20 protein-coding genes and 1 tRNA gene are annotated in these 26,825 nt (G+C 62.2%); 9 read left to right on the top strand and 12 right to left on the bottom strand.

The genetic code is table 11. The features are described from left to right. Positions 1-176 precede the first annotated feature (176 nt). The 4 genes from NKJ18_RS11075 to NKJ18_RS11090 are packed head-to-tail and all read right to left on the bottom strand — an operon-like array spanning position 177 to position 3,516. On the bottom strand, positions 177-1,154 hold the full coding sequence (locus tag NKJ18_RS11075) for a quinone oxidoreductase family protein (RefSeq protein ID WP_023682523.1): 978 nt from the start codon (positions 1,152-1,154) through the stop codon (positions 177-179). An 18-nt stretch (positions 1,155-1,172) separates the two neighbouring features. Continuing rightward, positions 1,173-2,003, bottom strand: a complete 831-nt coding sequence (gene pcsA / locus NKJ18_RS11080; RefSeq protein WP_023682522.1) for a phosphatidylcholine synthase — start codon at positions 2,001-2,003, stop codon at positions 1,173-1,175. Further along, the gene (locus tag NKJ18_RS11085) at positions 2,000-2,614 is read right to left on the bottom strand and encodes a DUF1326 domain-containing protein (protein WP_023706821.1); all 615 of its coding nucleotides are present in this window, start codon (positions 2,612-2,614) and stop codon (positions 2,000-2,002) included. The genes pcsA and NKJ18_RS11085 overlap by 4 nt, the downstream gene beginning before the upstream one ends. A 14-nt stretch (positions 2,615-2,628) precedes the next feature. Beyond that, positions 2,629-3,516: a DUF2182 domain-containing protein gene (locus tag NKJ18_RS11090; RefSeq protein WP_352459009.1), complete on the bottom strand. Its 888-nt coding sequence runs from the start codon at positions 3,514-3,516 to the stop codon at positions 2,629-2,631. Between the two features lie 95 nt (positions 3,517-3,611). Here NKJ18_RS11090 and NKJ18_RS11095 point away from each other — a divergent pair, with 95 nt between their 5' ends. Beyond that, positions 3,612-4,823 (top strand): UbiH/UbiF family hydroxylase, encoded by a 1,212-nt coding sequence (locus tag NKJ18_RS11095; protein ID WP_352758226.1) that lies wholly within the window; start codon positions 3,612-3,614, stop codon positions 4,821-4,823. Here NKJ18_RS11095 and NKJ18_RS11100 read toward each other — a convergent pair. Beyond that, positions 4,800-5,762: an AEC family transporter gene (locus tag NKJ18_RS11100; protein ID WP_023741221.1), complete on the bottom strand. Its 963-nt coding sequence runs from the start codon at positions 5,760-5,762 to the stop codon at positions 4,800-4,802. The genes NKJ18_RS11095 and NKJ18_RS11100 overlap by 24 nt on opposite strands. A 224-nt stretch (positions 5,763-5,986) precedes the next feature. Between NKJ18_RS11100 and hspQ the strand changes: the two genes are divergently transcribed. Beyond that, entirely contained in the window at positions 5,987-6,310 is a 324-nt protein-coding gene (gene hspQ / locus NKJ18_RS11105; RefSeq protein ID WP_023668971.1) for a heat shock protein HspQ, read from the top strand. A gap of 81 nt (positions 6,311-6,391) precedes the next feature. Here hspQ and NKJ18_RS11110 read toward each other — a convergent pair whose 3' ends face one another. Next, complete coding sequence (locus tag NKJ18_RS11110; RefSeq protein WP_023668972.1) at positions 6,392-7,015, bottom strand: invasion associated locus B family protein; 624 nt, start codon at positions 7,013-7,015, stop codon at positions 6,392-6,394. 260 nt (positions 7,016-7,275) lie between these two features. On the opposite strand from NKJ18_RS11110, the gene NKJ18_RS11115 reads away from it, so the two are divergent. The 4 genes from NKJ18_RS11115 (at position 7,276) to mgtE (ending at position 14,410) form a co-directional block, all read left to right on the top strand. Continuing rightward, positions 7,276-9,096 (top strand): extracellular solute-binding protein, encoded by a 1,821-nt coding sequence (locus NKJ18_RS11115; RefSeq protein WP_352626257.1) that lies wholly within the window; start codon positions 7,276-7,278, stop codon positions 9,094-9,096. Between the two features lie 49 nt (positions 9,097-9,145). Then, entirely contained in the window at positions 9,146-9,826 is a 681-nt protein-coding gene (locus NKJ18_RS11120; protein WP_023755261.1) for a DsbA family oxidoreductase, read from the top strand. Between the two features lie 1,040 nt (positions 9,827-10,866). After that, entirely contained in the window at positions 10,867-12,753 is a 1,887-nt protein-coding gene (locus NKJ18_RS11125) for an ABC transporter ATP-binding protein/permease (protein ID WP_023710503.1), read from the top strand. 289 nt (positions 12,754-13,042) lie between these two features. Continuing rightward, complete coding sequence (gene mgtE, locus NKJ18_RS11130; protein ID WP_352758227.1) at positions 13,043-14,410, top strand: magnesium transporter; 1,368 nt, start codon at positions 13,043-13,045, stop codon at positions 14,408-14,410. A gap of 73 nt (positions 14,411-14,483) precedes the next feature. On the opposite strand, the gene gor is transcribed toward mgtE, so the two are convergent. From gor to rpiA, 3 genes are all read right to left on the bottom strand, one after another. Next, complete coding sequence (gor, locus tag NKJ18_RS11135) at positions 14,484-15,875, bottom strand: glutathione-disulfide reductase (protein WP_023682513.1); 1,392 nt, start codon at positions 15,873-15,875, stop codon at positions 14,484-14,486. A 124-nt stretch (positions 15,876-15,999) separates the two neighbouring features. Further along, positions 16,000-16,635: a DUF2059 domain-containing protein gene (locus NKJ18_RS11140; protein ID WP_352758228.1), complete on the bottom strand. Its 636-nt coding sequence runs from the start codon at positions 16,633-16,635 to the stop codon at positions 16,000-16,002. Beyond that, entirely contained in the window at positions 16,622-17,353 is a 732-nt protein-coding gene (gene rpiA, locus NKJ18_RS11145) for a ribose-5-phosphate isomerase RpiA (RefSeq protein ID WP_023748796.1), read from the bottom strand. The genes NKJ18_RS11140 and rpiA overlap by 14 nt, the downstream gene beginning before the upstream one ends. Positions 17,354-17,508: 155 nt before the next feature. On the opposite strand from rpiA, the gene NKJ18_RS11150 reads away from it, so the two are divergent. Beyond that, complete coding sequence (locus NKJ18_RS11150; protein WP_023818903.1) at positions 17,509-18,192, top strand: phosphoglycolate phosphatase; 684 nt, start codon at positions 17,509-17,511, stop codon at positions 18,190-18,192. A gap of 128 nt (positions 18,193-18,320) precedes the next feature. After that, positions 18,321-18,395: transfer RNA gene (locus tag NKJ18_RS11155), tRNA-Val, on the top strand. A gap of 38 nt (positions 18,396-18,433) precedes the next feature. Here NKJ18_RS11155 and NKJ18_RS11160 read toward each other — a convergent pair. Together NKJ18_RS11160 and NKJ18_RS11165 are read right to left on the bottom strand one after the other, a co-directional pair. Further along, positions 18,434-18,706 (bottom strand): hypothetical protein, encoded by a 273-nt coding sequence (locus tag NKJ18_RS11160; RefSeq protein ID WP_023818904.1) that lies wholly within the window; start codon positions 18,704-18,706, stop codon positions 18,434-18,436. Between the two features lie 197 nt (positions 18,707-18,903). Then, complete coding sequence (locus tag NKJ18_RS11165) at positions 18,904-21,168, bottom strand: DNA/RNA non-specific endonuclease (protein ID WP_352758229.1); 2,265 nt, start codon at positions 21,166-21,168, stop codon at positions 18,904-18,906. A gap of 507 nt (positions 21,169-21,675) precedes the next feature. Here NKJ18_RS11165 and NKJ18_RS11170 point away from each other — a divergent pair. Next, positions 21,676-22,362, top strand: a complete 687-nt coding sequence (locus tag NKJ18_RS11170; protein ID WP_023682508.1) for a Crp/Fnr family transcriptional regulator — start codon at positions 21,676-21,678, stop codon at positions 22,360-22,362. 30 nt (positions 22,363-22,392) lie between these two features. Here NKJ18_RS11170 and NKJ18_RS11175 read toward each other — a convergent pair whose 3' ends face one another. Beyond that, complete coding sequence (locus NKJ18_RS11175) at positions 22,393-26,715, bottom strand: cytochrome P450 (protein WP_352758230.1); 4,323 nt, start codon at positions 26,713-26,715, stop codon at positions 22,393-22,395. Positions 26,716-26,825 lie beyond the last annotated feature (110 nt).

The raw sequence follows: 26,825 nt of genomic DNA on the forward strand, positions 1-26,825 counted from the left end.
TGCGCTGGCCGCTCTCGTGCGAAAGCAGCACCCACCTTGAAAGAGCTTCAAGAATTTCAGCGGAAACTCAAGGGGTAAAGATAGACCCGTTTCGCACAACAAACCGACCGACCGGTTTTTCGTGCAAACAGTGCCTGGGCGCCGCGGCAAAGCACTGAAAGGAAGGCAAACCTCCGTCAGGGGATCAGTATTGTCGTACCCGTGGTCTTGCGCCCTTCGAGATCGGCTTGCGCCTTGCCGGCGTCCTTCAGCGCATAGCGCTGGTTGATCTTGATCTCGACCGCGCCGCTCAACACCACATCGAACAATGCCGCGGCGGAGATTTCGAGGTCTTCACGCTTGGCGTTGTAGACGAACAGCGTCGGCCTGGTAGCGAACAGCGAGCCCTTCTGCGCCAGCACCGACATCGAAAATGGCGGGATCGGTCCAGAGGACTGACCGAAAGAGACGAACATGCCGAGCGGCTTCAGACAGTCGAGCGAGGCCGGGAATGTGTCGTTGCCGACCGAATCGTAGACGACGTCACATTTCTTGCCGCCGGTGATGGCGGCGACGCCGGCGACGAAATCCTGCTCCTTGTAGTTGATGACATGGTCGAAGCCATGCGCCTTGGCGAGCTCGATCTTGTCGGTTGAGCTTGCCGTGCCGATCACGGTGGCGCCGAGATGTTTTGCCCATTGTCCCAGGATCAGCCCGACGCCGCCGGCGGCGGCATGAAACAGGATGGTGTCGCCTGCCTTCACCTTGAAGGTCCGGCGCAACAGATACTCCGCCGTCATGCCTTTAAGCATCATGCCGGCGGCCTGTTCGTCGCTGATGCGGTCCGGTACCTTGACCACGCGGTCGGCGGCGACAATGCGCTGTTCGGCATAGGCACCGACATTGACGGCATAGGCGATGCGGTCGCCCGGCTTCAGCCAGTCGATGCCTGCGCCGACCTCGAGAACCACACCTGCCGCCTCGCCGCCCGGGATCAGCGGGAAGCCGCCGGGCGGCGGATAGAGGCCGATGCGGTGATAGACATCGATGAAATTGAGGCCGATCGCGGTGTGCCTGACCAGGATCTGCCCGGCGCCGGGTTGCCCCGGATCGGCGTCTTCATAGGTCAGGACTTCCGGACCGCCATGGGCGTGGATACGGATTGCTTTGGACATTTGTGGGCTTTCCTGCGGTCAGGCTTTCTTAGTGTCCGGCTTGGCGCCGAGTTTGGGGAAGAACTGCATGATACCGCCGATGCAGGCGAGGTAAAGTCCGGTGATGGTGATGCCGACCTTGGTAAAGACGCCGACCTGTTCGCCCAAAACGCCGATCTGGTCGTAGAAGGCGGCAAGGGCCGCCTGCGCCAGCGCCAGCGCACCGAAAGCGCACCAGAGCAGCGTCATGCCAAGATTGATTGGCCGCAGCCGCACCACCCGCACGGGATGGATGAAGTTGATCGGCACGAAGGTCAGGATGCCGGCCGCCACGACGACGCCGAAGGACACCCACTGTCCGGGCTCGATGACGAACAGCGTGAACACGACCATGTTCCAGACCACCGGAAAGCCTTTGAAGAAGTTCTCCTTCGTCTTCATTCCGGTGTCGGCATAATAGATGGCGCTGGACACCACGATGATGGCCGCCGACAGGAACGACAGCCCTTCGCCCATGAAGCCGCGCTGGTAGAGTGCGAAGGCCGGGATCAGCACGTAAGTGACATAGTCGATGATGTTGTCGAGGAGCTCGCCCGACCAGGTCGGCAAAATCTCCTTGACCTCGAGCTTGCGCGCGATCGGCCCGTCTATGCCGTCGACGAACAGCGCCAGCCCCAGCCACCAGAACATCGCCGTCCAGCGTTGCTCGCTTGCCGCCACCAGCGACAGGAAGGCCAGGAACGAGCCAGACGCGGTCAACAGATGCACCGAGAATGCCCGCGCCTGCGGCCAGGTGACCTTTTTCTTCGGCCTGGGTATCCGGTCGGTGATCTTTTTGGCGGCGTTTCTGGCCGTTGTGTTCTTGCTCACGGGCCCCGCCAATCCAGTTTGCAGATTTCGGCCGAGCGGCCGGCAAAGTTCCAGTTGCGGCCGAAAGCCCGCATCTTGCTCTTATCGGACCTGGCCACGATGATCTCCGGCGCGATCCAGTATTCCGAGTTGCCGATCACGGTATCCTTCTCGCGATCCTTGCCGGGAATCGGTGTGACCGCCCCGTCGATGATCTTCGGTATCTGGAAAATACGGGTCTTGTCACGCGTCTCGTAGGTGATCGGCACCTGCTCGACGCCGAGGAACTTGCCGACAAGGATCGACAACAGCGCGGTGGTTCCGCCGGCCTTCCCGGTGAAGATCCTGGTCAGCGCTTTCACCGCATAGACGGAGGCTTGCTTGTCGATGAACAGGCCTGCGGTCCAGTTGCCGCGGCTCATATAGCCTGGGATTTCCATGACCAGACCGAGATTGAGGCCGGACAGGTCGACCTCGCCGAAATGGCCTGCGTCGATGCGGAAGCCCGCCCAGGTCTGGCAATAACCCTCCGTCGGCGGATGGCTGCCAAGCGACAGTACGCAAGGACAAAAAACCGTGCAATTGCAGGAGAGTACGAGCTCTCCTTTCATTGCCCAGCCTTGCTCTGCCATGGAATTATCCCCCGTCATGCCGAGACTACTAGCAGGGCGACTGCCCAGACAAGCAGTATCGCACCGGCCACTCGGGTTGGAAGGCTGCCGGTGGTCTGTTTTTCGATCAAGGTGAACAGGCCGATCAGCGCCATCCAGAACACGTTCATCGCGCCGACGGCAAACATCACCAGCATCAGCGCCCAGCAGCAGCCGAGGCACCACAGGCCCTGCTTCAGCCCTAGCCGGAAGATGCCACCCGGCTCCGCGCTCCAGTTGGAAAACAGTGTCGAGAACGGGTTCCGGCATTTTGTCAGGCAGGCCTGCTTGAGGCTGCTGAACTGGTAGAGGCCGGCAACCAGCAGCGCGGCCGCCGCGGCAAGGCCGCTCACCGGATCGAGCAATCGAGCGGAGGACGCAAATGCGTGGACGAGCAACGTCAGCACCGCGAAGCCGATAGAGGCGACAAGCCATGTCGAGAGGTAGCCGGCAACCAGGACCAGCGGGTGGGCCACCGGCTCGCCCTTGATGCGGGCGGTGTCGGCGATTTCACAATAGGTACGGATCATCGGCGCCGCCGACGGCAGCATCGTCGCCACGGCCATCAAAAACCACATCACGATCAGCGCCAGAACCGGTGCGCCGCCGGCATCAAGTGGTGCGGGCGTCAGGCACATGCCGAAGAAGCGGTCGAGGACATCCGGCAGCGGCAGTTGCGGCAGATATCGCAGGACCACATCGCCTGGTACGCCGGGGAGCCGGCCTTCGGCGCCGCGGATCGCCATGGCGCCGAGAATGAACCAGGCGAGCAGAATGCCGCCGGCGATGGCGATGTTGACCGTCAGGCGGGGGCTGCGGGCCAGGCTTGCCGTGGCGCGGCCGGCGCGGTCGAGATGGCTGAAATCGTCCTGCTGGCCGGTCATGACAACCGAATGAGTCTAATCGCCGCGTTGATCAAGCCGCATGGTCTGACCTATATCCATGGGTAGACACCTGCATCGCAAACTGGAAGTCCAATTTGGATCATCGCGAGACAGCACGGATACTGGTAGCCGGCAGCGGCCCTGCCGGACTGATCGCGGCGCTCGGTTTCGCCGAGGCGGGCTTTCCGGTAACCTTGGTCGGACCCGAAGCAGGCGGGCCCGATGGCCGGACCACGGCGCTGATGAACCCTGCTCTCAAGGTTCTCGATCGGCTGGGCGTGCTGGCCGAACTTGCGCCGAAGGCCGCGCCGCTGAAGGTCATGCGCATCGTTGATGCGACCAGCCGGCTGATCCGCAGCCCGGTGGTGACTTTTCGCGCCATGGAGATCGGCGAGGAGCAGTTCGGGCTCAACCTGCCCAACAGTGCGCTGAACCCGACGCTGGCCAAGTCCGTCGCGGCCCATCCCGGCATCGAATGGCTGACGTCGATGGTCGAGAGTTGGCGTCTGGACGCCGATCAGGCGCATGCCGTCTTGACTGATGGTCGCGAAGTCTCGGCCGCGCTTGCGGTCGCTGCCGATGGGCGCCTGTCGCCGGCGCGCGAGGCGGCAGGCATAGTGGCCTCGGTGCGATCCTACCGCCAAGCGGCGCTGGTGCTGAATTTTGGCCATCGCAGCGAACACGGCTTCACCTCGACCGAGTTCCACACAGAGACCGGGCCGTTCACCCAGGTGCCGCTGCCCGGCAACCGCTCCAGCCTCGTCTGGGTGGTGAAACCGGAGGCGGCGAAGGACCTCGCCGCACTCGATGACGCGACGCTTTCCGAGCGTGTCGAGCAGCAGATGCAGTCGATGCTGGGCCGGGTGTCGGTCGAGCCCGGCCGACAAATTTACCCGCTTTCAGCGGCATCACCGGGGCGCTTCGCGCAAAACCGTGTGGCGCTGGTCGGCGAGGCTGCACATGTGTTCCCGCCGATCGGGGCCCAAGGTCTAAACCTCGGCATCAGGGACGTCGAGGATCTGATTGGAATCGCACGCGAAAATCGCGGCGACCCTGGCGCCGCAAGGGCTTTGGCCGCCTATGATTCCAGGCGCCGTCCCGACATTCTGGCGCGTTCGGGCGCGGTCAACCTGCTTAACATGTCGTTGCTGTCGGACATGTTGCCGGCGCAGATGGCACGCAGCGCCGGCCTCAATGTGCTCGGCAGTTTCGCGCCGCTGCGCGCCTTTTTCATGCGCGAAGGCTTGAGGCCGGGCAGCGGCCTTGCGGCGCTTACCGGCGGTTCAGGGAAACAGGTCCGGCGGTAAGATGCCGTGGCGGATCATGTAGAGCAGCCCGGTCACCGTCAGCACCGAGAGGCAGGTGGTGATCAGCACGCTGGCCGACGCGCGTTGCACCCAGACGCCATATTGCTGGGCGATGACGAAGACGTTGGTTGCGGTCGGTAATGCCGCCAAAAGCACGGCTGAAAAAACCCAGATTTCGGAAAAGTTCCCGATCCAGCTCAGCACGACGTAGCAGAGCGATGGATGCAGGATCAGCTTCAGCGCCGCGATCGACGCCAACTCATGCGGCACGCGGTTGAGGGGCCGGAGCGCAAGCGTCACGCCCATGGCAAACAGGGCGCAAGGGGCGGCCGCCCGAGACAGATATTCGAGCAGGCGATCGACCGGCTGCGGTGGGTGAAAGCCGAGATAGGCGGCGCCGACGCCAAGCGCGGTCGCGATGATGAACGGGTGCAGGACGATTTTCCTGACTACGCCGAGGATGAGCCGCCACGGCGATGTCTTGTCGTCGCCCGACAGCGCCATCATCATCGGCGCGATGGCGAAATGCATGATATTTTCGAAGCAGAAGATCAGCGCAACGGGGACCGCCGCTTGTTCGCCGAAGGCGAGCAGCGCCAGCCCCGGCCCCATATAGCCGATATTGCCGTAGGCCGCGGCCAGCGCCTTGATCGTCGACTGGGCGATCTCGCCGCGCGACGCCGTCACCGACCATACGAACATGATCGAGAAGATCGTGTAGGTGGAAAATACCGAGCCGAAGATGAAGCGCCATTCGGTCAACTGTTCGAACGGCGTGCGGGCCAGCAATTGGAAGAACAGGGCAGGAAGCGCGACATAGACGATGAAGGTGTTCATCCAGCCAAGCGCTTCCAGCGGCTGCCTGGTCATGCGCGCGACCAGAAAGCCGATGAAAATCAGCCCGAAGAACGGAAGAACAAGACCGACAATGTCAGACATTTTTGCCCTGGCCCGAAACCCCGGGACCGGGCTAGCCCGTAGCTTCATCAGGCGTCAAGCGCTTCGGCATTGAACTGACACGCTATCTGCGCCAAATAAAGCCTGATCCCAGACCTAAGTCGGGCTCGATTTTTGGCCACGGTGTGTGTAAATTCAAAGTCTTAGAGCGCTCTTCGCACATTCGAGGGGACGCCGGGCGCTCTAGAGGCTTAGTGGTGAGTATGATGAAAACGGCCAAATTTTCGATCGGACAGGTGGTTCGTCATCGGCTGTTTCCGTTCCGCGGCATCATTTTCGATGTCGATCCGCAATTCGCCAACACCGACGAATGGTACGAAGCCATCCCGGCCGACGTGCGGCCGCGCAAGGACCAGCCGTTCTACCATCTGCTCGCCGAGAATTCGGAAACCGAATACATCGCCTATGTCTCCGAGCAGAACCTGCTCGAGGATCAATCGGGCGAACCGGTCCGGCATCCACAGATCGGCGAGATGTTCGACAAGCGGCCCGACGGACGCTATGAGCCAAAACGCCAGTCGAGACACTGACATCACCTTGCATCGACGTGACGACAACAAAAAAGCGGGGCATGACCCCGCTTTTTGTCGCTCCGGTATCTGTCCCGGCGATTAGTTGGCGGCTTTGGCCTTGGCCTGCTCGTCCTTGAGCTTCTTGGCGAAGTCCTGGTTGTTCTTGACGACGAAATCCTGAAGTTTTTTCTGCCGGTCCTCGATGTCCGACTGCTGCAGCGGCGCGCCGTCAAAGGCGCCGCTGAAGCCGGTCAAGGCAACCTTGATTGGATTTGGCTGACTCTGGAAGTTGATCGAGGTCAGCGTGATCGCCTGTCCCTTCTTGAAGGAAGCGACGAGCGCGTCGGTCAGCGGCACTTCGGCAACGCAACGGTCGGCGAAGCAAATGACATAATCCAGCTTCGTCGCCTTGCCGGCGTCTATTTGCAGGGCGATGCCGGGGGGCACCAGGCGACCTGGGGGAACCGTGACCTGGAAGACCTTGCGGTTTACCTTGCCCTTCAACTCGATCAGGCTGACGCCGGTGACGAACTGGCCGTTGCCGGCAGTGATGATGTTCTGGACATTGCAGATGTCGACATCTTCCTGCTTGGTGCAGGCCTTGAACCAACCCTGCGGAATCTGTTGCTGTGCCGAAGCGGTGGGAAGTCCGGCGCCCAGAAAGCCGACCACGCCCGCGGCCAGGACCGAAAGGCGGTATGCGTTGCTGTTCAGGCTCGTCATGTCGTGCATTTCCTCTCAAATGATCCCGGGACCGGCTTCTTCGCGCCGTGTGGTCCTGCTACCTGTTGCCGAATTGAGGCAACAGAATGACTTCGGAGCGCGTGTTACACTGCATGAGCAGCCGAATCCAGCCCGCCGCCTGCAATTCTTGGCCTCGCAATTTGGGTCGTGCGATTTGGATTAATGTATCTGGCCGGAGCGCCGCGGCGCCATGTTAGGGTGCACTCCGAATCATCAAGCCGCCCAGTAAGGAGACGGTCATGGGCCGCATTCTTGTTTGGCTGATCGCCGCAATCTCGTTCTTCGCCTTTGCACCCGGCGTGGCGATGTCGGAACCGAAACATGCCATCGCCATGCAGGGCGAGCCGGCGCTGCCAGCCGACTACCAGCATTTCGACTACGTCAATCCCGATGCGCCCAAGGGCGGCAACATCACTTACTGCGTCGTCGGCAGCTTCGACAATCTGAACCCGTTCATCCTGAAGAGCCTGCGCACCACGGCGCGCGGCATGCAGGACCTCATTTTCGGCAATCTCGTCTTCGAGCCGTTGATGATGCGCAACTACGACGAGGCCTTCACCCTCTATGGCCTGCTCGCAGACACAGCCGATATGGACCTGGAGCGCAAATCGATCGAATTCCACCTTAATCCAAATGCGAAGTGGTCGGACGGTGAGCCGGTGACGCCGGATGACGTGCTGTTCACCTACGATGTCTTCACCGACAAGGGCCGCCCGCCCTACAGGGATCGCATGAGCCTGATCGCCAAGCTCGAAAAGACCGGCGATCACAGCGTGCGCTTCACCTTCAACGACAAGGCCAATCGCGAGACCCCCTTGATCATCGCGCTGACGCCGATCATCCCAAAGCACGCCTTCAACAAGGATACCTTCGACAAGACGACGCTGAAGCCGGTGATCGGCAGCGGTCCCTACACCATCGACAAGGTGCAGCCGGGACAGCGCATCGTCTTCAAGCGCAATCCGAATTACTGGGGCAAGGACATCCCTTCCAAGCGCGGCTTCGACAACTACGACCAGATCACCATCGAGTACTTCCTCAACGCCAATGCCAAGACGGAAGCGTTCAAGAAAGGCATCTGCGCCATTTACGATGAGGGCGATCCGGTCAAGCGCGAGCGCGATATCGATTTTCCCGCCTTTCATCGCGGCCAGGTGATCGCCGAGACCTTCGACACCGGCATACCGCCCGTGGTGACCGGGTTCCTGTTCAACACGCGGCTGGAGAAGTTTTCCAATCCGGAGGTGCGGCGCGCGCTCGGCATGCTCTACGACTTCGAATGGGCCAACAAGAACCTGTTCGGCGGTAAGTACACGCGCACGATGAGCTACTGGCAGAATTCCGAACTTTCCGCGCTCGGCCATCCCGCCAGCGACAGGGAAAAGGCGCTGCTGGCGCCCTACCCCGGCCGCGTGCCGGCCGATGTCATGGACGGCAGCTGGCGCCCGCCGGTGAATGACGGCACCGGCCAGGACCGTAAGGTGCTGAAGGTGGCGTTCGACCTGCTGAAGAGCCAGGGCTACACCGTCAAGGACGGGGTCCTGCTGGACCCAAAGGGAAACCCGTTCGGTTTCGAGATCCTGACGGCCTCGCAGGACGAGGAACGCTTTGCCGCCATCTATCAGCGCTCGCTGGAAAAGATCGGCATCGCGGTGACCATCCGCAGCCTCGAGGCCGACCAGATCCAGTCGCGCAAGCAGCGTTTCGACTTTGAGGTTCTTGTCGGGTCGAGCGGGTTCAGCAACTCGCTGTCTCCCGGTATGGAGCAGAACCTTCGCTGGGGTTCTTCAGAGGCCAAAAGAGAAGGTTCATTCAATCTGGCCGGCGTCGCCGATCCGGCGGTCGACGCGGCGATCGACGCGATGCTGAGAGCACGGACCAAGGAAGACTATGTCGCCGCCGTGCGCGTGCTCGACCGATTGCTGATCTCCGGCAATTACATGGTGCCGATGCAGTACAACGCGCAGCAATGGCTCGCTTACTGGAATTACCTGGACCATCCCAAAAAGACGCCCATATTCGGTTATCAATGGCCGACCTGGTGGCGCAAGCCGAACTGAGCGTGGCCGAGATCGGTCTCGCTGAAACGTTCGGCTGCAGGAGATCAAGATGAGCGATGACAATTCCATTACCGTCGACGTGGTTTCCGACGTCGTCTGCCCCTGGTGCTTCGTCGGCCAGAAGCGGCTGGATAAAGCGATTGCCGCTGCCGGCGACGTTGAGGTTCATGTGCGCTGGCGGCCGTTCCAGCTCGACCCGACCATCCCGCCCGAGGGCAAGGACCGGCGCGAATACATGCTGGCCAAATTCGGCAGCGACGAGCGCATCCGTCAGATGCATGCCCGCATAGAGCCGCTCGGCGAAGCCGAAGGCATCGATTTCGCTTTCGACGCCATCAAGGTGGCCGCCAACACGCTGGACGCGCATCGTGTCATCCGCTGGGCCGGTGCCGCCGGTGAAGCCGTGCAGAACCGGCTCGTGCGCCGGCTGTTCCAGCTGTATTTCGAGGAAGGCGGCAATATTGGCGACCACGCCGTGCTGGTCGATGCCGCCCGCGAGGCAGGCATGGACGCTGCCGTGGTCGAAACGCTGTTGCCGACCGATGCCGACGTCGAGGAGGTGCGCACAGAAATCGCCACGGCATCGCGGATGGGGATCACCGGCGTGCCGTGTTTCCTGCTCGAAGGCAAATACGCCGTCATGGGCGCGCAGGACCCCGACACGCTGACGGATGCCATCCGCCAGGTCGCGGCTGCAAAGGCCAAGGGCGAGCTGGAAAAGGCCGGCTGACCGAAGTTATTTCACCGTCACCTTGGCTTTGCTGAGGAAGAAGCCATGCCCGTTGCTGCCCGTGCAGGTCAGTCCCTTGGTTGACGACTGGCAGGTAAACGGCCCTTTGCTCAGCTGTTGCCATAGGCCAGCTTCGCGACATCGCTGCAGCAGCCCTGCTCTCCCGGATTCTTGATCAAGGTCGCCGGGCCGTTCGGCCCAAGGATCACGGTGACGTAGCTGGGCTCGACGCGCGAACAGCTCAGTTCCGGACCGCCATCCTGTGGTTCGTAGGTGCTGGTGCCGCCCTTCGGCGTGTAGATGGAGCCGATGTTGCCGGACGGAGCATTGAACTCGATTTGCTCTTCGGCGCTTGCCGGAATGGTCTGGCTGACGGCATGCGCAAGAGGCAGCCAAGAGCGTCACCATTGCGGGAACGGCTGCGCGTGCAAGCATTGGGGAGCTTCCTTGTTGGGGACCGGACATGCATCGGTGCCGACAGTGCCCGGCAAGGTTCATTCCAGTGCGCTTGATTGTCAAACGGTGTTGAGCTGCAGCTAAAAAGCGTGGGCCAACTCATGAGCAGTCGCCGTGCAGGAGCGACGATCTCGCGTGCCCAACCATGATGGCCGGTGAAATGATTCGGGCGGCCTGGGGCGATCACGGACGGCAATTTTTCGGGCGATCCGGTTAGCGCGCGGTGGGAAAACCGGCCGACGGGCAGGCCTTTTGGTCACAAAGCCGTGTATGAGCCTTCCCTCAGGGAATATATTCGCACATCTGAGCGTTCTCGCAACACATTGAAACAAAGGACAAATTTGACCCAAAGGCGGCGATCTCGCAGCACCAACTGTTGCCTCATGGCAACGGCGGGTGGGCTGCTTCACATTCGCCGGGATAAAATTCATAGAAAATGATCAATTGGTGTTACTATCCGTAACAAAACTAAAAAAGGTTTGGGCGGGATTGTGATTCGGGTCGACAGACCGCGACGTTCAATATCGGCACTTTGGAACCGCGACGCCCCCGCCGGGCCGTCGCCCCTGACGCCAGTATCGTCGATGCGGACCTTCTGGGGACTGATGCGGGCCTACTGGTTCTCGGACCGGTGGAGGGAAGCCTGGGCTCTCACCGTCGTCCTCGCACTCATCATAGCCCTGTCGAGCAAGGCGGACGTCTGGTTTACCGTGTTGGCGGGCGAACTGGCAGCCTCAATCGCTTTTTTTCACGACGCCGCGAATACCACGCCCCTTGAATCGGTGCTTACCAATGCCGGCCTGCTTGTCCTGCTGGTCGTGTTCAAGGACATGGGAATCATAGGCGCCTGCAAATTTGTATCGGCGACATTGCATCGCAAATGGCGCGCCTGGTTGAACGCGCGTTTCAATGCGGCGCTGCTCGATACCAACCATACGCACTACCACGCCCAGAATGGCTCGCCAGATGCGCCAGCGCCCGACAACATTGATCAGCGCGTGCAGGAATCCATCAAAGACATGGCGGGCGGCGCCATCGGGCTTGCCCAAGGTGTGTTCGGCGTCTTCACCTCACTTTATTTTGTCGGCGGCGCTTTGCTGGCGAATTCCGTGGAGGTAAAAGGCTTGGATGCCCTCGGCAGCTATGGCAGCGCCGTCCTCGCTCTGCTGGCGGTTGCCATCTACGTGCCGGTCAATACCTGGATCGCGATCAAACTCGGCGGAATGCTGGAGTGGCTCAACGTCAGGATGCAGAAGGCCGAAGGCACCTATCGCAGCGAGCTGATCACTTTGTTGCGCCGCAGTTTCCATGTGTCGGCGTCGCAAGGCGAAGACGTGCAAAAGACGATACATGGACGGCTCTATCTCGATATTGATACCACCTGGTCGAAGCTCAACATCGTCAACACCCTCTATGCGGGATTCGAATCGGTCTACAATTTCGTCGGGGCCAAAGTTGTCGCCTACGGACCTGGTCTGGTGCCGTTCATCCACAACGGCGTCGACCTCAAGGGCTACATAACCGGTTCCGAGCAGGTCAACGCGCTGATCAGCAAATGTTCCTGGTTCATCCATGTCATGCCGAGTCTCGCCACCTTGCGGGCCAACAGCCAGCGCGTCATTGAATTGGCGCACGCCATTGAAAACGTCCAACAGCCGCAGGAATTCTACAGCCAGACCGGCCGTTCCGATTTCCACTATGCCAGCCAGAACCCGGTCTTCGGCCTGACCATCCAGAAGCTTGAACTGGCGCATCAGGGTGAAGACGCCACGCCGTTCCTGAGCGCAGCCAATCTGCGCTTTCGGCGCGGCGAGTGGGCATTCCTCAAGGGCGAATCCGGCTGCGGCAAGACTTCGCTGATCAAGGCGATCAACGGCTTGTGGCCTTATGGCCGCGGCACCATCGTCTTCCCTGACGGTGTGAGGAGCTTCTATGCCGCCCAGGAGGTCAAGCTGCAGCTGGTGTCGCTGAAGCAGCTGGTGTGCCTGCCCGGCTCCGAGGACGACTATGGCGATGCGCAGGTCGCGGCAGCCCTGCACAAGGCCGGCCTTGGCGATTTCATCGAACACATGGCCGATGAAAGCCGCGAGGGAAAGATCTGGGACCAGCTGCTTTCCGGCGGCCAAAAGCAGAAGCTGGTTGTGGCCCGCATCGTGCTGCAGCAACCGGGACTGCTGTTCCTCGACGAAGCGACCGGCGCGCTCGATCCCGATGGCAAGATCGCCTTCCACCAGGCGATCAAGGACAATTGCCCCGATGTCACCGTGATCAGCATCATGCATGAGGCGGTGGCGCCACGCTCGGCCTCGGGCGAGGAATTCTACCACAGCGTGGTCGCGATCGCCGATGGCGTCGCCACCAAGAGGCCGCTTGTTCCGAACCTGCCGCGCGAGCTCACCACCATCCTTACGCAGCCGCGGCCGGTCGAGGACAAATGGATGCGTTTTTCGCGCCGGCTGAAGCAGAAATAGCAACGACGCCGAAGCGCGTTCCGCCACCGGCAACCGGGCACCCGCTCCCTCCCCTGCAATAACGATCACAGTCCCGCGATTGCGCCGGTTCCCGGCTGTTTTCCGCCATACCTGCGATTGACTCGCCAAGATGCGCTCCTATGTTGCGCCCGCTCGCTGAATTCCAACTCGAACCCGCGAGCAGAAAGGTCACGGCGCCATGCCTGGCGACAGTAGTCGAACGCAACCGCCGTCCGCCTGGAAGTGACCTCTAACGGCTCACGTCCTGCCGGACGGCAAGGAGTGAGCCATGAACGAATTTACCCCCGTCGTAGCGGGCGACGATGCCGTCGCGATCGCGCGTATCCTTGCCAATGATCACGTCGCCGATGTCGTCGAGGCCCTGAACCGGGAACCTCGCGAAACCGCGATCGAACTGCTTTGCGAAGTGCCGTTCGAGCGGCTGGTCGAGATTTTCGACCAGCCGGAACTCGACGGCGCCTCCGAACTGGCCGAAGCGCTGCCGCGCGCCAAGGCGTGCAAGCTGCTGACCGCCATGTCGGTCGACCGCGCCGCCGATATCCTGCGAGAGCTGGATGAGCCGACGCGCTCCGAGCTGCTCGGCGGGTTGGTCCCGCCGCTGCGGGCAACGCTGCTTTCCATTCTCGGCTATCCCGAAGGCAGCGCCGCCTCGATCATGACGACCGAATTCGTCAGCGTGCCGTCGGACTGGTCCGTCGGGCGCACGCTCGACTACATCCGCAAGGTGGAGCGGACGCGGGAGACCGTCTACGCCATCTACATCGTCGATCCAGACACGCATGTGCTGGTGCGCTCGACCGGCCTGCGCCGGCTGATCACCGGCGAGCCGGACAATCCGATCCTGTCGGTGGCGCCGGATCGCGCCCCGGTGACGGTGACGCCGCTGACCGATCGCGAGACACTGGCGCAGACGATCTCCAAATATGACCTGCTCGCGGTTCCCGTCGTCGACCATGGCAAGATCCTCGGCATCGTCACCATCGACGACATCATCGACACCATGATCGAGGAGACGACCGAGGACGCGCATCGCTTCGGCGGCATGGAGGCGCTCGACGAGCCCTACATGAAGATGAGCTTTCTCGCCATGATCAAGAAGCGCGGCGGCTGGCTGTGCGCGCTGTTCATCTCGGAGATGCTGACCGCCAATGCCATGCAAAGCTATGAAGGCGAACTGCAAAAAGCGATCGTGCTCACTCTGTTCATCCCGCTGATCATGAGCTCGGGCGGCAATTCCGGTTCGCAGGCGACCTCGCTCGTCATTCGCGCGCTGGCGCTGCGCGAGATCGGCCTTCGCGACTGGTGGCGGGTGGCGTTGCGCGAATTGCCCACCGGCTTCGTGCTCGGCGCCATGCTTGGCGTGGTCGGCATCTGCCGCATCGCGCTCTGGCAATATATGGGCTTCTACGATTATGGGCCGCATTGGCCGCTGATCGCGGCGACCGTGGGGGCAGCACTCGTCGGCATCGTCACCTTCGGCTCGCTGTCGGGGTCGATGCTGCCGTTCGCGCTGAAACGGATCGGCTTCGATCCGGCGAGCGCCTCGGCGCCGTTCGTCGCCACGCTGGTCGATGTCACCGGCCTGGTGATCTATTTCTCGGTGGCGCTGGTCATCCTGCGCGGCACTTTGTTGTAATAAGCTTCAGGCTCCCATCTCGGTGGCAACAGCGGCTGCCATGGGGGGTTCTTCAAGATCGAGCGCGCGGGCGTCAATCGACCCGCACGCCGTTCTTCACGCGGTAGGTGGGCTTGTACATGGTGACCAGTTCCTCCGCTGCCGTCGGGTGGACGGCCATGGTGCGGTCGAAATCATCCTTGGTGACGCCGGCCTTCAGCGGAATGCCGAGCAACTGCGCCATCTCGCCGGCGTCCGGCCCGAGGATGTGCGCGCCGAGCACTTTTCGCGTGGCGCCATCGACCACCAGCTTCGTCAGCATCCTTTCGTCGCGGCCCGACAGCGTGTGCCGCATCGGCCGGAATGTGGCGCGGTAGATTTCGATATCGGAGTAGCGCTTGACGGCATCGTCCTCGGACAGCCCGACGGTGCCGATCTCCGGCTGTGAGAAGACGGCGGTCGGGATGGTGTCGTGGTCGGGCGCGGTCGGATTGCCTTTGAATGCGGTCTCAATGAAACACATGGCCTCGTGGATCGCCACCGGTGTCAACTGCACGCGGTTGGTGACGTCGCCGATCGCCCAGATGTTGTCGATGTTGGTGCGGGAATATTCGTCGACAACGATGGCGCCGGTTTTGCCGAGTTCGATGCCGACGCCTTCCAGGCCCATATTCTCAGTGTTGGGGAGGCGGCCGATGGCGAGCATGACCTGGTCGACTGTCAGCACCTTGCCGCCGGTGACCAACGCATCCAGCCTGCCGTCCGGCCGCTTGCGGACCCATTCCGACACGGCGTGGCAGAGAATCTTGATCCCCTTCTTTTCCATGGTCTCGTGCAGCATGCGCCGCAGGTCCATGTCGAAGCGCGACAGTATCTCCTTGCCGCGATAGACCAGCGTGGTGTCGACGCCCAAGCCATGGAAGATATTGGCGAATTCGACGGCGATGTAGCCTCCGCCCTCGATCATGATCGCCTTCGGCAGTTGCTTGAGGTCGAAAACCTCATTGGAAAAGATGCAATGCTCGTGACCGGGCAGCGCCGGGTGCGGCGCCGGCCGGCCGCCGGTGGCGATCAGGATCTGGTCGGCGGTGACGGTGCGGTCATCGCCCAGGAGATGCACGACATGCGGGTCGACCAGCATGGCGCGCGAGTGGAACGTCTCGCCGCCGGCGCCTTTCACGTTCTTTTCGTAGATCGCTTCCAGACGGGCAATCTCGCGGTCCTTGTTGGCGACCAGCGTCGGCCAGTCGAAGCTCGCCTCCGGCACCGTCCAGCCATAGCCGGCGGCGTCGGCAAAATGCTCGGGAAATTGCGAGGCATAGACATAGAGTTTTTTCGGCACGCAGCCACGGATGACGCAGGTGCCGCCATAGCGGTACTCCTCGGCGATGCCGACGCGCTTGCCGAGCGCGGCCGCCACGCGCGCCGCCCTCACCCCGCCGGAGCCGCCGCCGATCACGAAGAGATCGTAGTCGTAACCGGCCATGCTGCTGTTCCTTGCCTCAAGAAATGTTTGAGACAGGTAGGCCGCATGAAGCCAAAAGAAAAGCCCGGTTTCCACCGGGCTTTCTGGTCCAGCGGCAAGGATGCCGGTGGCGAAATCAGACGTCTTAGTTCTTCGGCGCTTCCGGCTGGTCACCGTCTGCGGGCGCATCGCCGTCGGCAGGTGCAGCGCCATCGGCAGGTGCAGCGCCATCGGCGGGGGCAGTTGCGTTATCCGGCGCAGGCGCGGCCGGGGCAGCGGCCTTCGCGGCGGCTGCCAGCGTTTCGCCGACCTGCTGGGCGAGATCGCGCGCCAGGCCGTTCTGCCAGATGTCGGCGGCCTTGACCAGTTCGCGCGTCACGTTGGGGCCGTTGTCGAGCAGCTTCTTGCCGGCATCGGAAGTGTAGAAGGCGGCGATGTCGGTGAGATCCTTCTCGGAGAACACCTTGGCATAGGCGAGCGCTGCTTCCTTCTCCAGATCGGCACGGCGCGAGGCCAGCGCCAGTGCCTTTTCGCTGACGGTCTTGCCGATCAGCTCCTGCATATCAGGGTTCTTCTGGATAAGCTGCTGCTCGAGCGAGGCCGCCGCTTGCGGCAGGATGTTGTCGAACGAGTCGGTCGCGTGGATTGCCGTGACCGCCGCCCGCGCCGCCTTCAGATGCGATTCCGTGATCTCCTGCGAGAACGCCGGGGAGGAGAAGGCGAAAACGGCCGAAGCCGCCAGAACGGCGCAAAGATTGCGAACCCGGTTATGCAACATCATGATCGGTAGAACTCCCTGGTTTTCGGGCGGCATGGACGGTTTGGATGCCGTCGCCGCCGGCGATGATGGCCGCTGACGCCAGCCCGATGAAAAGACCATGCTCGACCACACCAGGAATGGCATGGAGAGCATTCGAAAGCGCTCTTGTATCCGGAATGCGGCCAAAAGATGCATCGAGGATAAAATGGCCGCCGTCTGTAACAAAAGGCTGGCCCCCCGTCATCCTCAATGTAACCGGGCCGGAAAGGCCGAGACTTTTGGCCGCTGCCGCGACCGCGATTTCGGTCGCGCGCAGGCCGAACCGGTTGACTTCGATCGGCAAGGGAAACCGGCCAAGGGTGTCGACCATCTTCGAGCGATCGGCAATGACGATCATGCGCTGAGATGCCGCCGCGACGATCTTCTCGCGCAGCAGCGCGCCGCCGCCACCCTTGATCAGCGTCAGCGCCGCGTCGATCTCGTCGGCGCCGTCGACGGTAAGGTCGAGCTCGGGCGTTTCCTCAAGCGTCGACAGCGGCACGCCAAGTTCGCGGCAAAGGGCTGCGGTGCGCTCCGACGTCGGCACGCCGATGACGGACAAGCCGGTGGCGATCTTTTCGGCCAGCAGCCGCACGAATTCGTCGGCCGTCGTCCCGGTGCCGATGCCGATGCGCATGCCGTCGCTGACATGGGCAAGGGCTGCCCGCGCGGCCTCGACCTTCAACTGCCTCGCATCCATGCTCGCCCCGGGGATTTGGCTTGGTTCTGATTTTTCTGGATGCGCGCTCCTAGCACTTTTGCCCGCAGGGTCAAAGACTTTGGCTCGCACCGGCTTGCCTGAAAGAAGCGCAGCCGCTATCGCCTGCCTGCAATGCATCAGCCACAGGACAGGCCATGACCCAACCGATCATCGTGTTCGACCTCGACGGGACGCTGATCGACACGGCGCCGGATCTGCTCGACAGCCTTAATCACAGCCTTGCCGCCAGCGAGCTTGCCGCTGTCGACGAAGCCGGCTTCCGGCGTTTTGTCGGCCAGGGCGGACGGGTGATGATCGAGCGCGCACATACCGCGCAACAGAAGTCGCTGGCGGTGGACGAGCACGACAGGTTGCTCAAGCTGTTCCTCGACCATTACACACTCAACATCCCCGGCAAGTCGCGCCCCTACCCCGGCGTCGTCGAGGCGATCGCCCGCTTCGAGAAGGCCGGCTATTTGCTTGCCATCTGCACCAACAAATATGAGGCGAATTCGAAAGCGCTGATTGGGGCGCTCGGCCTGACAAAGCATTTCGCCGCGATCGCCGGCCAGGACACGTTCGCCTTCCGCAAGCCCGACCCGCGCCATCTCACCGAAACCATCCGGCTCGCCGGCGGCGACCCGGCCCATGCGCTGATGGTCGGCGATTCGCAGACCGACATCGACACGGCCAAGGCCGCCGGCATTCCCGTGGTTGCCGTCGATTTCGGCTACACCGACCGCCATGTCAGGGAATTCGAGCCGTCGGCGGTGATTTCGCATTTCGACGCGCTGACGCTCGACCTGGCGGAACGGCTGATTGCTGCGGCGGCCGGCTGAACGAAACGGGCGATTGCGCGGCAGCGTCCGCCCTTGCCTATTTCAGGCGTAGAAGGCAGGCGCATCGCCTTGACTTCAACGGCCTGCCTCCCTTATATCGCGGCTCGCTTGGCCTTCGGGCAACGAGCGGGCGATTAGCTCAGCGGGAGAGCACACCCTTCACACGGGTGGGGTCGCAGGTTCAATCCCTGCATCGCCCACCATTTTCTTTCCCGGAACAGCACACTCCAAGCCAGCACTCCTAGCAGCTGCAACTCGCCCCTTCCCCACCAAAATTCTTCTGCGCAAAGTTCAACGCGCTTGAGTAGCTCGTATAGCTCTGGAACTGGCAGACATCGGAGCCGTTCCGCACCTTCATCTGCTCGAGATCCCAGAACGTGACCTCGATGTGATCGTTGGCGCAATAGACCGTGTATTTTTCAGGCTCCAGCGCGCTGGCTTTCTGCAGCGGCATGGAGACGGCAGGAATGGAAAGTACGGAAAGTGCAAGCATGACGGCGTGACGCGTGCGCATGTAAAAACCCCGAATGAAAACCAGCCCGTATTATTGCCGCTATCTTGAAGCGCTGCATCACGGCTTTTTGACGAACGACTTCTTTCCGGTGCCCGGCTCGCCGCTCGGGGGCGCGTGGCCGGCAGCAGGGAGGTCGGCTTGGATTGCGTCCATTCGGTCATGGTGTTCCCTGCAAGGCATCGCAGCGCCGCGCGAGCCTAAGCTTTCTTCTTTCGTCTCCGTGATCCCGCCCGCATCGCAATTTCGGTGCCGCGAACCGTTTCGTACTGGTCGGCATCGACCAGCGACTGGTCGAAGCTGACGCCGGTCATTTCGGAGATTTCGGTCAGCGGGTACATGGCGCCGATGAACTCGTCGGAGACGGCAAACTCAAGCTGCGTGTCCGACAGATCCTGTTCGAGCACGAAGCCGTAGCTGGCGATGCCGTCACTGACGCGGGCGACCACCACCTTCCAGAAGCGGCGCGGCACTAGCGCGCGAAGACTGGTGCCTTTGGGACCCTTGCCGGCAAAGGTCCGGTCGTCTTCGGCGAGGACCGGCCCGGCGAAGACGCAAAGCCGCTCGCTCGCCGCCTCCGACAGGACGTGGTTCTCAAGATCGCCCCAGTTCTTCTCGCCGCTGTCGGAGCGGTTGTAGCCTTCGACCTGGGGCGAGCAGTTGGTGACATGGAAGGAGCAGACATTGCCCCTGAGCAGCAGCTCGAAGGTGCTGCCCCAGGCCACGTCATCGCGCCTGACGATATGGCCCTTGTCGAAGGCGCCCTGATCCTGGGTGTAGAAGACATCGGGGATCTGATACTTGTCGTCGAGCCGCAGATCCGGGAACCAGCGCTCGCTGAACAGGCCGCCACGCGAATAGTTGCGGCCCTTTTCCGGCTCGCGCAGATTGCTCTCCTCGGTGACGTTGGAGGCGGTGAACAGCGCCAGCCGCCGCTTGGCGTGCATCTTGAGTGAAAAATTCTGGTAATCTAGCCGCGTGCCCCCTGCCTTGAGCTGCGCCAGCACGGACAGGTCGGTGGCCTCCGGCATCGGCACCACGACGGGCGCGAGTTTAGTGCCGCCGGACAGGAATTTTTCGTCGTAGCCCTTATAGCCGGCATAGTCCGCGACCGTTTTGGGAACGAATGCGCCGCCTGGAGGGGTCGGCTTGGCCGCTTCCAGTTCGACCGATTCCGTGACCGCTTCATGGCCAGGCGTTGCGCCGAGCGAGACGGTGATGCGCAACGGCACTTCGAAGGTGACGCTGCCGCCCGGCGAAACGACGACGCCTCCGGATGGAGGCGTCTGGGTGGCGACGCCCGGGATCTGCTGGGCGCCGCCGACTTCAACCAGGTTTACGCCCTCGGCCGGCGACCCACTGTCCGCCTTGTTCCACCATGCGCCCCAATCGTTGGGGCCGCCGCTGGCGGCGCCGGCGAAATTGAGGCCGAGGTCGACGACACGCTGGTCCTTGGCGAGCGCGCCGGTGGGCACGGCGTAGTTGCGCTCGAGATAGCGGCCGGCAAAATGCAGCGCCACGACCTCGCCGGTGGCGAGGTTGATCATGGCGGTGCCGGAGTTGCCGCCAGTGGTCGAGCAATCATGTGTCGCCGCGCTGACGATCTTACCGAAACTCTCCGTATCGAAGCCGCCCTGCAGCATGCCCGGTTGCAGGCGCTTGACCTGGAAACGATTGCGCATGAGCTCGTTCTGGACATCGACCGCGTTGCGATTGTCGAACGCGGGATAGCCGATGGCGACGACTTCCTGGCGCAGCATATCGCGCGCGTCGGCGACCGCGAGCGACAGCGGCGTGATGTTGTCGGGCAGGCCTTCGACTTCGAGGATCGCCATGTCCCAATAGGGATGGATCATCCGGACATTGCGGATCTTGAAGACGTTTCCCGCCGCCGAATCGCGCTTGAAGTCGATGCCGGCGGCGCGGCCGTTGATGAATTGCACATTGCGGTCGCCAAGGCCGTCCGCAAATATCTGCGCCACATGACGGTTGGTCATCAGCAGGTTGCGGCCGACGACGAAGCCCGTGCCGCCGTAAGGGATATTGGTGTTCCACAACAGTTCGATACGCCCGATCGCCGGCAGGGCGGCTTCGATGCGCTGCTTCAATGCGGCCTCGCTGGTAAGCTTCGTCCACAGCGAATGGCCAGGTGTCGGAGCGCCGTCGAAAGTCAGCGTCGTAAAGGTGCCATCCTTGATGTCATAGACCGGCCGCAACTCCGGGATGATTATGGCTTCCAGATCGGAAAGCTGCTCGGGCGCGACTTCGGCGCCCCGCGCGAGGCTCTCCATGCCAGCGCGCGCCGATTCAAACGCCGCCTCCGTCTTGCCGGCTTCCGCAGGCGCAAGGGATTCCAGTCCGCCGCCTGCCATCGTCTCCATGTTGCCGAGGACCGATTCAGTCCCCTCGCCCCCGGTGACGAGATCGAGATATCGACGGATTCGCTGCTCTCTGCTGACCGGCATAGTAGCCCTCTAACGTTCTGTCGAAGTAAAGAACTGTATTGCCCCATTTTAGACTGGTGCAATTCTGACTGGCAGGCAAGGAAACAAATCAACTCGCGTCGAAGATGACCGCAGCGCAACGTCGGCATGTCTCTTTGCGGCAGTCGCTCGCGCGGTGTATGACGCTCGCATTATTTCAGCGATGCCGTATGTGATCTCCGTCACAGACGCTCACGCTGTTTGCGCCCAGCTATCGCAACAGGCGGAAAGGCCATTGCGGCCGCTCGGTTTTACAGAAATTTTATCACCTAACCATTTTAATCAGTGGCGCCTGCACGCGCGGCTCCTCCCGTCGCGCGTGCAGACGGCTTTCCGCCCGGCACGAGCCAGGCACTGGGCGCGACCACTGCGCCACGCCTTTAGAAGGCGTAATCGCAAGGGATGAACGCCGGCCTTTGACGCGGTGCACTCTTGCCTTAGACTTCGGCCCTTAAACTTCGCCGATTGCGGCAATTGGGAATTTGGAACATGGCTTTTGGCGGCCCCAACGACAGAAACGATCTGCCGCGCCTGGCACGCATCGATCCAAAGCTGTTCGATATCCTGTTCAGCGGCTGCAAGGTCGAGCGCTACGCCGCCGGCCAGCATCTGTTCGTTCAGGAAGATGCCGCCGACCGGATCTACGGGGTCATGAGCGGCACGGTGGAAATCTCGATCTATTCGCCCGGCGGGCAGAAGCTGGTGGCCAATATCGAGCTGTCGCGCAGCCTCGTCGGCGAGATCGGCGCGCTTGACGGGCGGCCACGCACCGCCACCGCCATCTGCCTGACCGCTTGCGAGCTGGTTTCGCTCAGCAGGACACAACTATTTGATCGCATTGAAAAAAATCCACCGCTGGCACGCGCGATGATCGAACTTCTGTGCGCCCGGCTGCGCTGGGTCAGCGGCGAACTCGGCGACCAGGCCTTCTTCGGCATCGAGGCGAGGCTCGCCAAACGCCTGGTCTTCCTGGCCAAGGTGATGGCCGACAGCGCCGGCTGGATCCCGATCTCGCAATCGGAACTCGGAGAGTTCCTCGGCGCCACGCGCGAGTCCGTCAACAAGACGCTCAACGACTGGCGCAACCGCTCGTTCATTGCCATCAAACGCGGCGGCCTGCGCATCACCGACACCGGGGCGCTGCGCCATATCGCCGAATCGCAGGACGACGACTGACGCCGATCCCGAATCAGCCCCGGCTAAGACTCAGAGCCGCGAAATCAGGTAGCGCAGCGCCGAGCGGCTGGGCATGAAGAAGTATCCACCACCCTTGGTGGTGACGAATTGCGGCATGTCACGGAGCGTCGTGACCTTTTCCCATGACGGAATGGTGAACCTGCCATCACCGCTGCGCGAACCAATCGTCGGGTCCTTTTCAGCGACGAGGCCCTGGAACGTGGCCGACGAAACCCAGGTCTGCTGAATGAATTCGTACTGGCGCTCTATGTCGGCGTTGAGGCACATGAACAGCAGCCCTTTTTCGACCTTGCCATTCTTGCCGTCCTGCTTCTCATAGGTACGGCCGACCCGCAGGATACGATGGCGCTTGCCGATATTGATCTGCGTATCGCGGTCCTCACCCAGCGAGTCGCGTGGGTTGGAACGGCGAATGTGGGCACCAAGCGGGCAGCGATGGCCTTGCGGATCCTCGGCGCCAGCGGCGAAGTTGTTGTCGATGACGCGTCCCGGATGATCGGGGTTGCGCACCAGCGAGCTACCGTTCTGCCAGCGGCCGAGCATCTTGGCGGCAATCCAGTCTTGCGTGATGGCTTGGTTGCCGAGTTGGCTCGCGACCAAGGCTGCAGCCTTTTTGCAGTAGTTGTTGAAGACGTCGACGTGCTGCTCGAACTGGCGAATAACCAGGAATGAACCGTTGCGCCCGAAATCGCGCGGCGGTGGCGGCAGGCCCGGAATCAGCCGGCTACGGCGCACCTGCGAAAGGATTCCGGTCCGATCGCGTGATGCGCTTACCGAGGGCGAGGCTGGATAGAACCCATGCTCATCACGATAGCCGAACAGGAACTCGCCGGGCGCGACCAGATGCATGGGCGCGGCGCCCCTGCTGGCGCGGGTCGTGCCCCGGACAATCGGCTGCGAAATCCCGTCCGCGAAACCGAAATGCTCGTAGGCTGGCCCACGTTCCGACCGATCGTCACGCTTTGCCCCGTCGGACGATTTCGTCTTCGTGTCGGTCGGACCCCGGTTTACGGCGAGCGGCAGTTCGGCAACGACCTTCATGCCTGCACCGGTCGTCTTTCGTCTCACTGTGGCAATCTCGGTCTTCAACCGTCCCGGGTCTTCGGCATAGCAGACGATGACCAGGTCCACAGGGTTCTCCAACGACCCCCACTCCCATTCGTCCGGGCCGTCGCGGCCTCGGTCGTCCAGTATGCGCCCACGCTCGGGATTGCCCATGCCATGGCGAAAGGCGATCGGAAATGTTTCCAGTGGATCGCCCTCCACACCCTCGTCGAGCCCAAACTGCCGCAGGCCACCGGGACCAAAGGCGACTATCATAGCGCGCCCGGCGGGCCTGCCTTCGCCGAAACTCGTCTGCTCGACAACGAAATCGAGCCAGGCTCTGCGCTTGGGCACCGGCAACTTGTCCGGCACCCGGATCGCAAGCATATGCGAATAAGCGAGCGGGCCGAGCGGGCCGAAGAAGATGGACTGGATCTCGCCGGTTTCCAACTGCTGTTCGAGAGGCGCCGGAAAGGCAGAGCTGATATTGGCCAGCAGCGAAGTGGTCTTTTGAACGGTGGTTGTTTCGCTCGCCGGGCGCCGTAGCGAACCGAACAAGCTCAGCCAGTCGCGCGCCTCGTTGCCGACGGCGGAAGCAATGCCGCGCCTGACCCGGGAATTGATCCGGATGCGCTCTGTGTTGATTTGGGGATAGGCGGAGTACCAGAACAGGGTCGGCACCTGCTGGCGCCGCGCCCAGCGCTTGAAACGATCGCCGTCGCGCGCGCCGTCCAGGAACAGCCATCGTGTGCGTGGATAGCCCACGGTGTTGCTCCACACGCCGGTGAGGCCAGCGGACGCCTTGGCGATGAAGTCCTCAAGATAGCTTTCCCAGCTGCCGCCGTAGTTGGAGAAGAACATCAATCGGTTGGAGCCGGGCAGCAGTATCCAGCGGGCGAAATGGATGGTGTTGATGGTGTTGAGGAAGCCTGGCTTGAATACCTTCTGGGCAGCTATCGAGATCAGGTAGAAAGAAAACCTGAGCGCCAGCCGCCGCAGGATGCCGGCCTTCATCGTCGAAATCGCAGTCAGATGGTTCTGTGCCGCGTGGCCCTCCTTGACGAGTATCGCGTTCAATTCAGATATGCCGATCGATGTGCTTTCCGGCCGATCCCTGTCCTCGCGGCGTCGCAGCGCCAGCAAGCACGAAAACGCCAGCAGCGCCGCTGCCACCAACACTCCAAGTCCGGACAACAGAAGTGAGGTGATTGCCACGGCTATAGCGGTGAAGGAGATTTCCTGGGAACTGATGTCGATAGATCTGCCGAACACCACACTGTAGGTCATGTACCAGCAAGCAGCCCAGATGATCGCCACCGTGACGAAGACCGGTGGTACCAGCAACGTCGTCATCAGAGCACGGCCCCAATGACCCGGCGGCTTTTCCAGCAGGCTCTCGGCCGGCTCGAACGCCCAGGCAAACGTCTCTAATGACTGGACATGCTGGCGAACTTCAGCGAGCACGGCAGGAGCGTTGCCGGCGCCTTTGCGTGGCCGCTCGACGATGTCGCGCACGGCTTCGAAAAGCTGCTGCTCGGCCTTGATACGCTGGACCGAGTGCCCCGGCGTGCCCGAAAACACCAGTCCGGCATTGCTGCCGAAGGACGGCGATATGTCGACATTGTGCTTGCGCAGGAAATCGTTCAATGCGCCGCCATCGCGCAGATCGCAGACATCCTTGAAGATCGGCCGTAGCCGGTGCCCGATGGCGTGCGTGACCGCATCGATGACATCGTCGATGCTGCCGTCACCGGAAATCTCGAGAACCAGAGCTCCTTTTTCCTGACCGGAATCAGCGCCGATCTCGCCGGTGCCGACCACGGTAAGGCTGGTGAAGTGGACGGTGCCGGCAATGTCGAGCGCGGTGCGGATATCTTCGACGGCCGGGTTGCCGAGGCTGGCAACCTTGTCGCGGACAGCATCCAGCGACGCGGATCGGGTGACCGGGCAGACCACCGTCACCATAGACTGCGTTACGGTGCGGCAGAGTTCTGCCCGTTCGAAATCGACCTTGAGGGTTTCGGGATAGGCGCCGATGCGGGTCATCCGCCCGGCCTTGCCGGGCATGCGGCGCACGCCCTGCTTCTGGAACAGGGCGCGCAGGCTTTCGCCGATCTGGATCCTGGCAATCTCGGCGCCGATGCACTGATGAATGCCGTGGCCGAACACCATGTAGTCGCGATGCGGGCGCGATGTGTCGAACTGGTCCGGGTTCTGCACGGCGTCGGCATCGAACATCGCCGACAGCGTCGCCGGCATCACCACCGTGCCGGCCTTCACCAGGCGCTCGCGGCGCGTACCCTTGCCGATGATCGCGTCGCGGGCCGTGTAGCGCCAGGGGCCGACCCAGATCGGCTTGAAGCGCATGGCTTCAAGGACGGCCCTGTCGAGCTTGGCGGTATCGTTTTCGGCCAATGCGGCATCGATAGCCTGCCTTGCGTCGGGCCGCGACAGGATCACGTCGAGGCAATTGCCGGCGGCCAGCACATTGGTCGGGACGAAGCCGGCGATCATGCCCAGCATGATCGAATTGAGGTCGTCCCGCGACAGGCGGCCCTGATCCATCTGGACAACCAGCCTCGCCAGCGGTTGCTCGGCCTTCAAGCCCCGGTCCCTAGCCGACTGGATGGAGCGATCGATGACTTTGAAAAGACGGTCGCCCGCCACCACTGCGAGTTCGCGCATGACGGGGCTCGCCGTCGGGTCCGAAAAGAACAGCGCACTCAGCGCGATCGCCCAGTCGGCGAATTCGGATTCATCGTCCATCTCGACGCCGAAATAATCGCGGCAGATGTGCACCGGGACGATCTTCATCAACCTGGAGATCGCATCGAAGCCGGGGCTGGCGCGCGTCATGATCTCTTGCGAATGACGCGCCGCGATCGGCCTGACGGCGGCTTCGACCTCGGCCGGCGGGAATGCACTCAGCACCGACGATTTCATGCGCCGGTAGTCGGCGCCGTCCTGCATGCCGAGGATGAAGTTCGATCCGCGGGCAAGCTCGGTCATTTCCGGGCCGTATGGGGTCTGGAATTCGTCGCCGCGCTCCAATATGTCGCGGACATCGGCGTTCTTGGTGACCACGAGAACACCGAAGAGCTTGCCGGTCGGGCGGATACGCCGCAACAGGGAAAGCGCCCAGCGGGGGTCTTCGGCCAGAGACCCGACGATGCGCGCAATCAGCCCTGTCTTGCGGATCCGGCCGAGATCGAACGGCGGCATTTCCGACAGCGGGCGCTGGTTTTTCTGGGCCACGCGAATAGCGTCGAAATACTTCAGTTCGGTCATGCGCGTTCAAGCCCCCCGGCTATCCACGTTATTGCGATGCCGGCCGTTCAACGCCTAGGTTTGCATCGGTTGCACGTATGTGAATCTTTTCACAGTTGGTCCATGTTCCA

The sequence above is a fragment of the Mesorhizobium sp. M0217 genome (assembly GCF_040321955.1).
Taxonomy (GTDB): domain Bacteria; phylum Pseudomonadota; class Alphaproteobacteria; order Rhizobiales; family Rhizobiaceae; genus Mesorhizobium.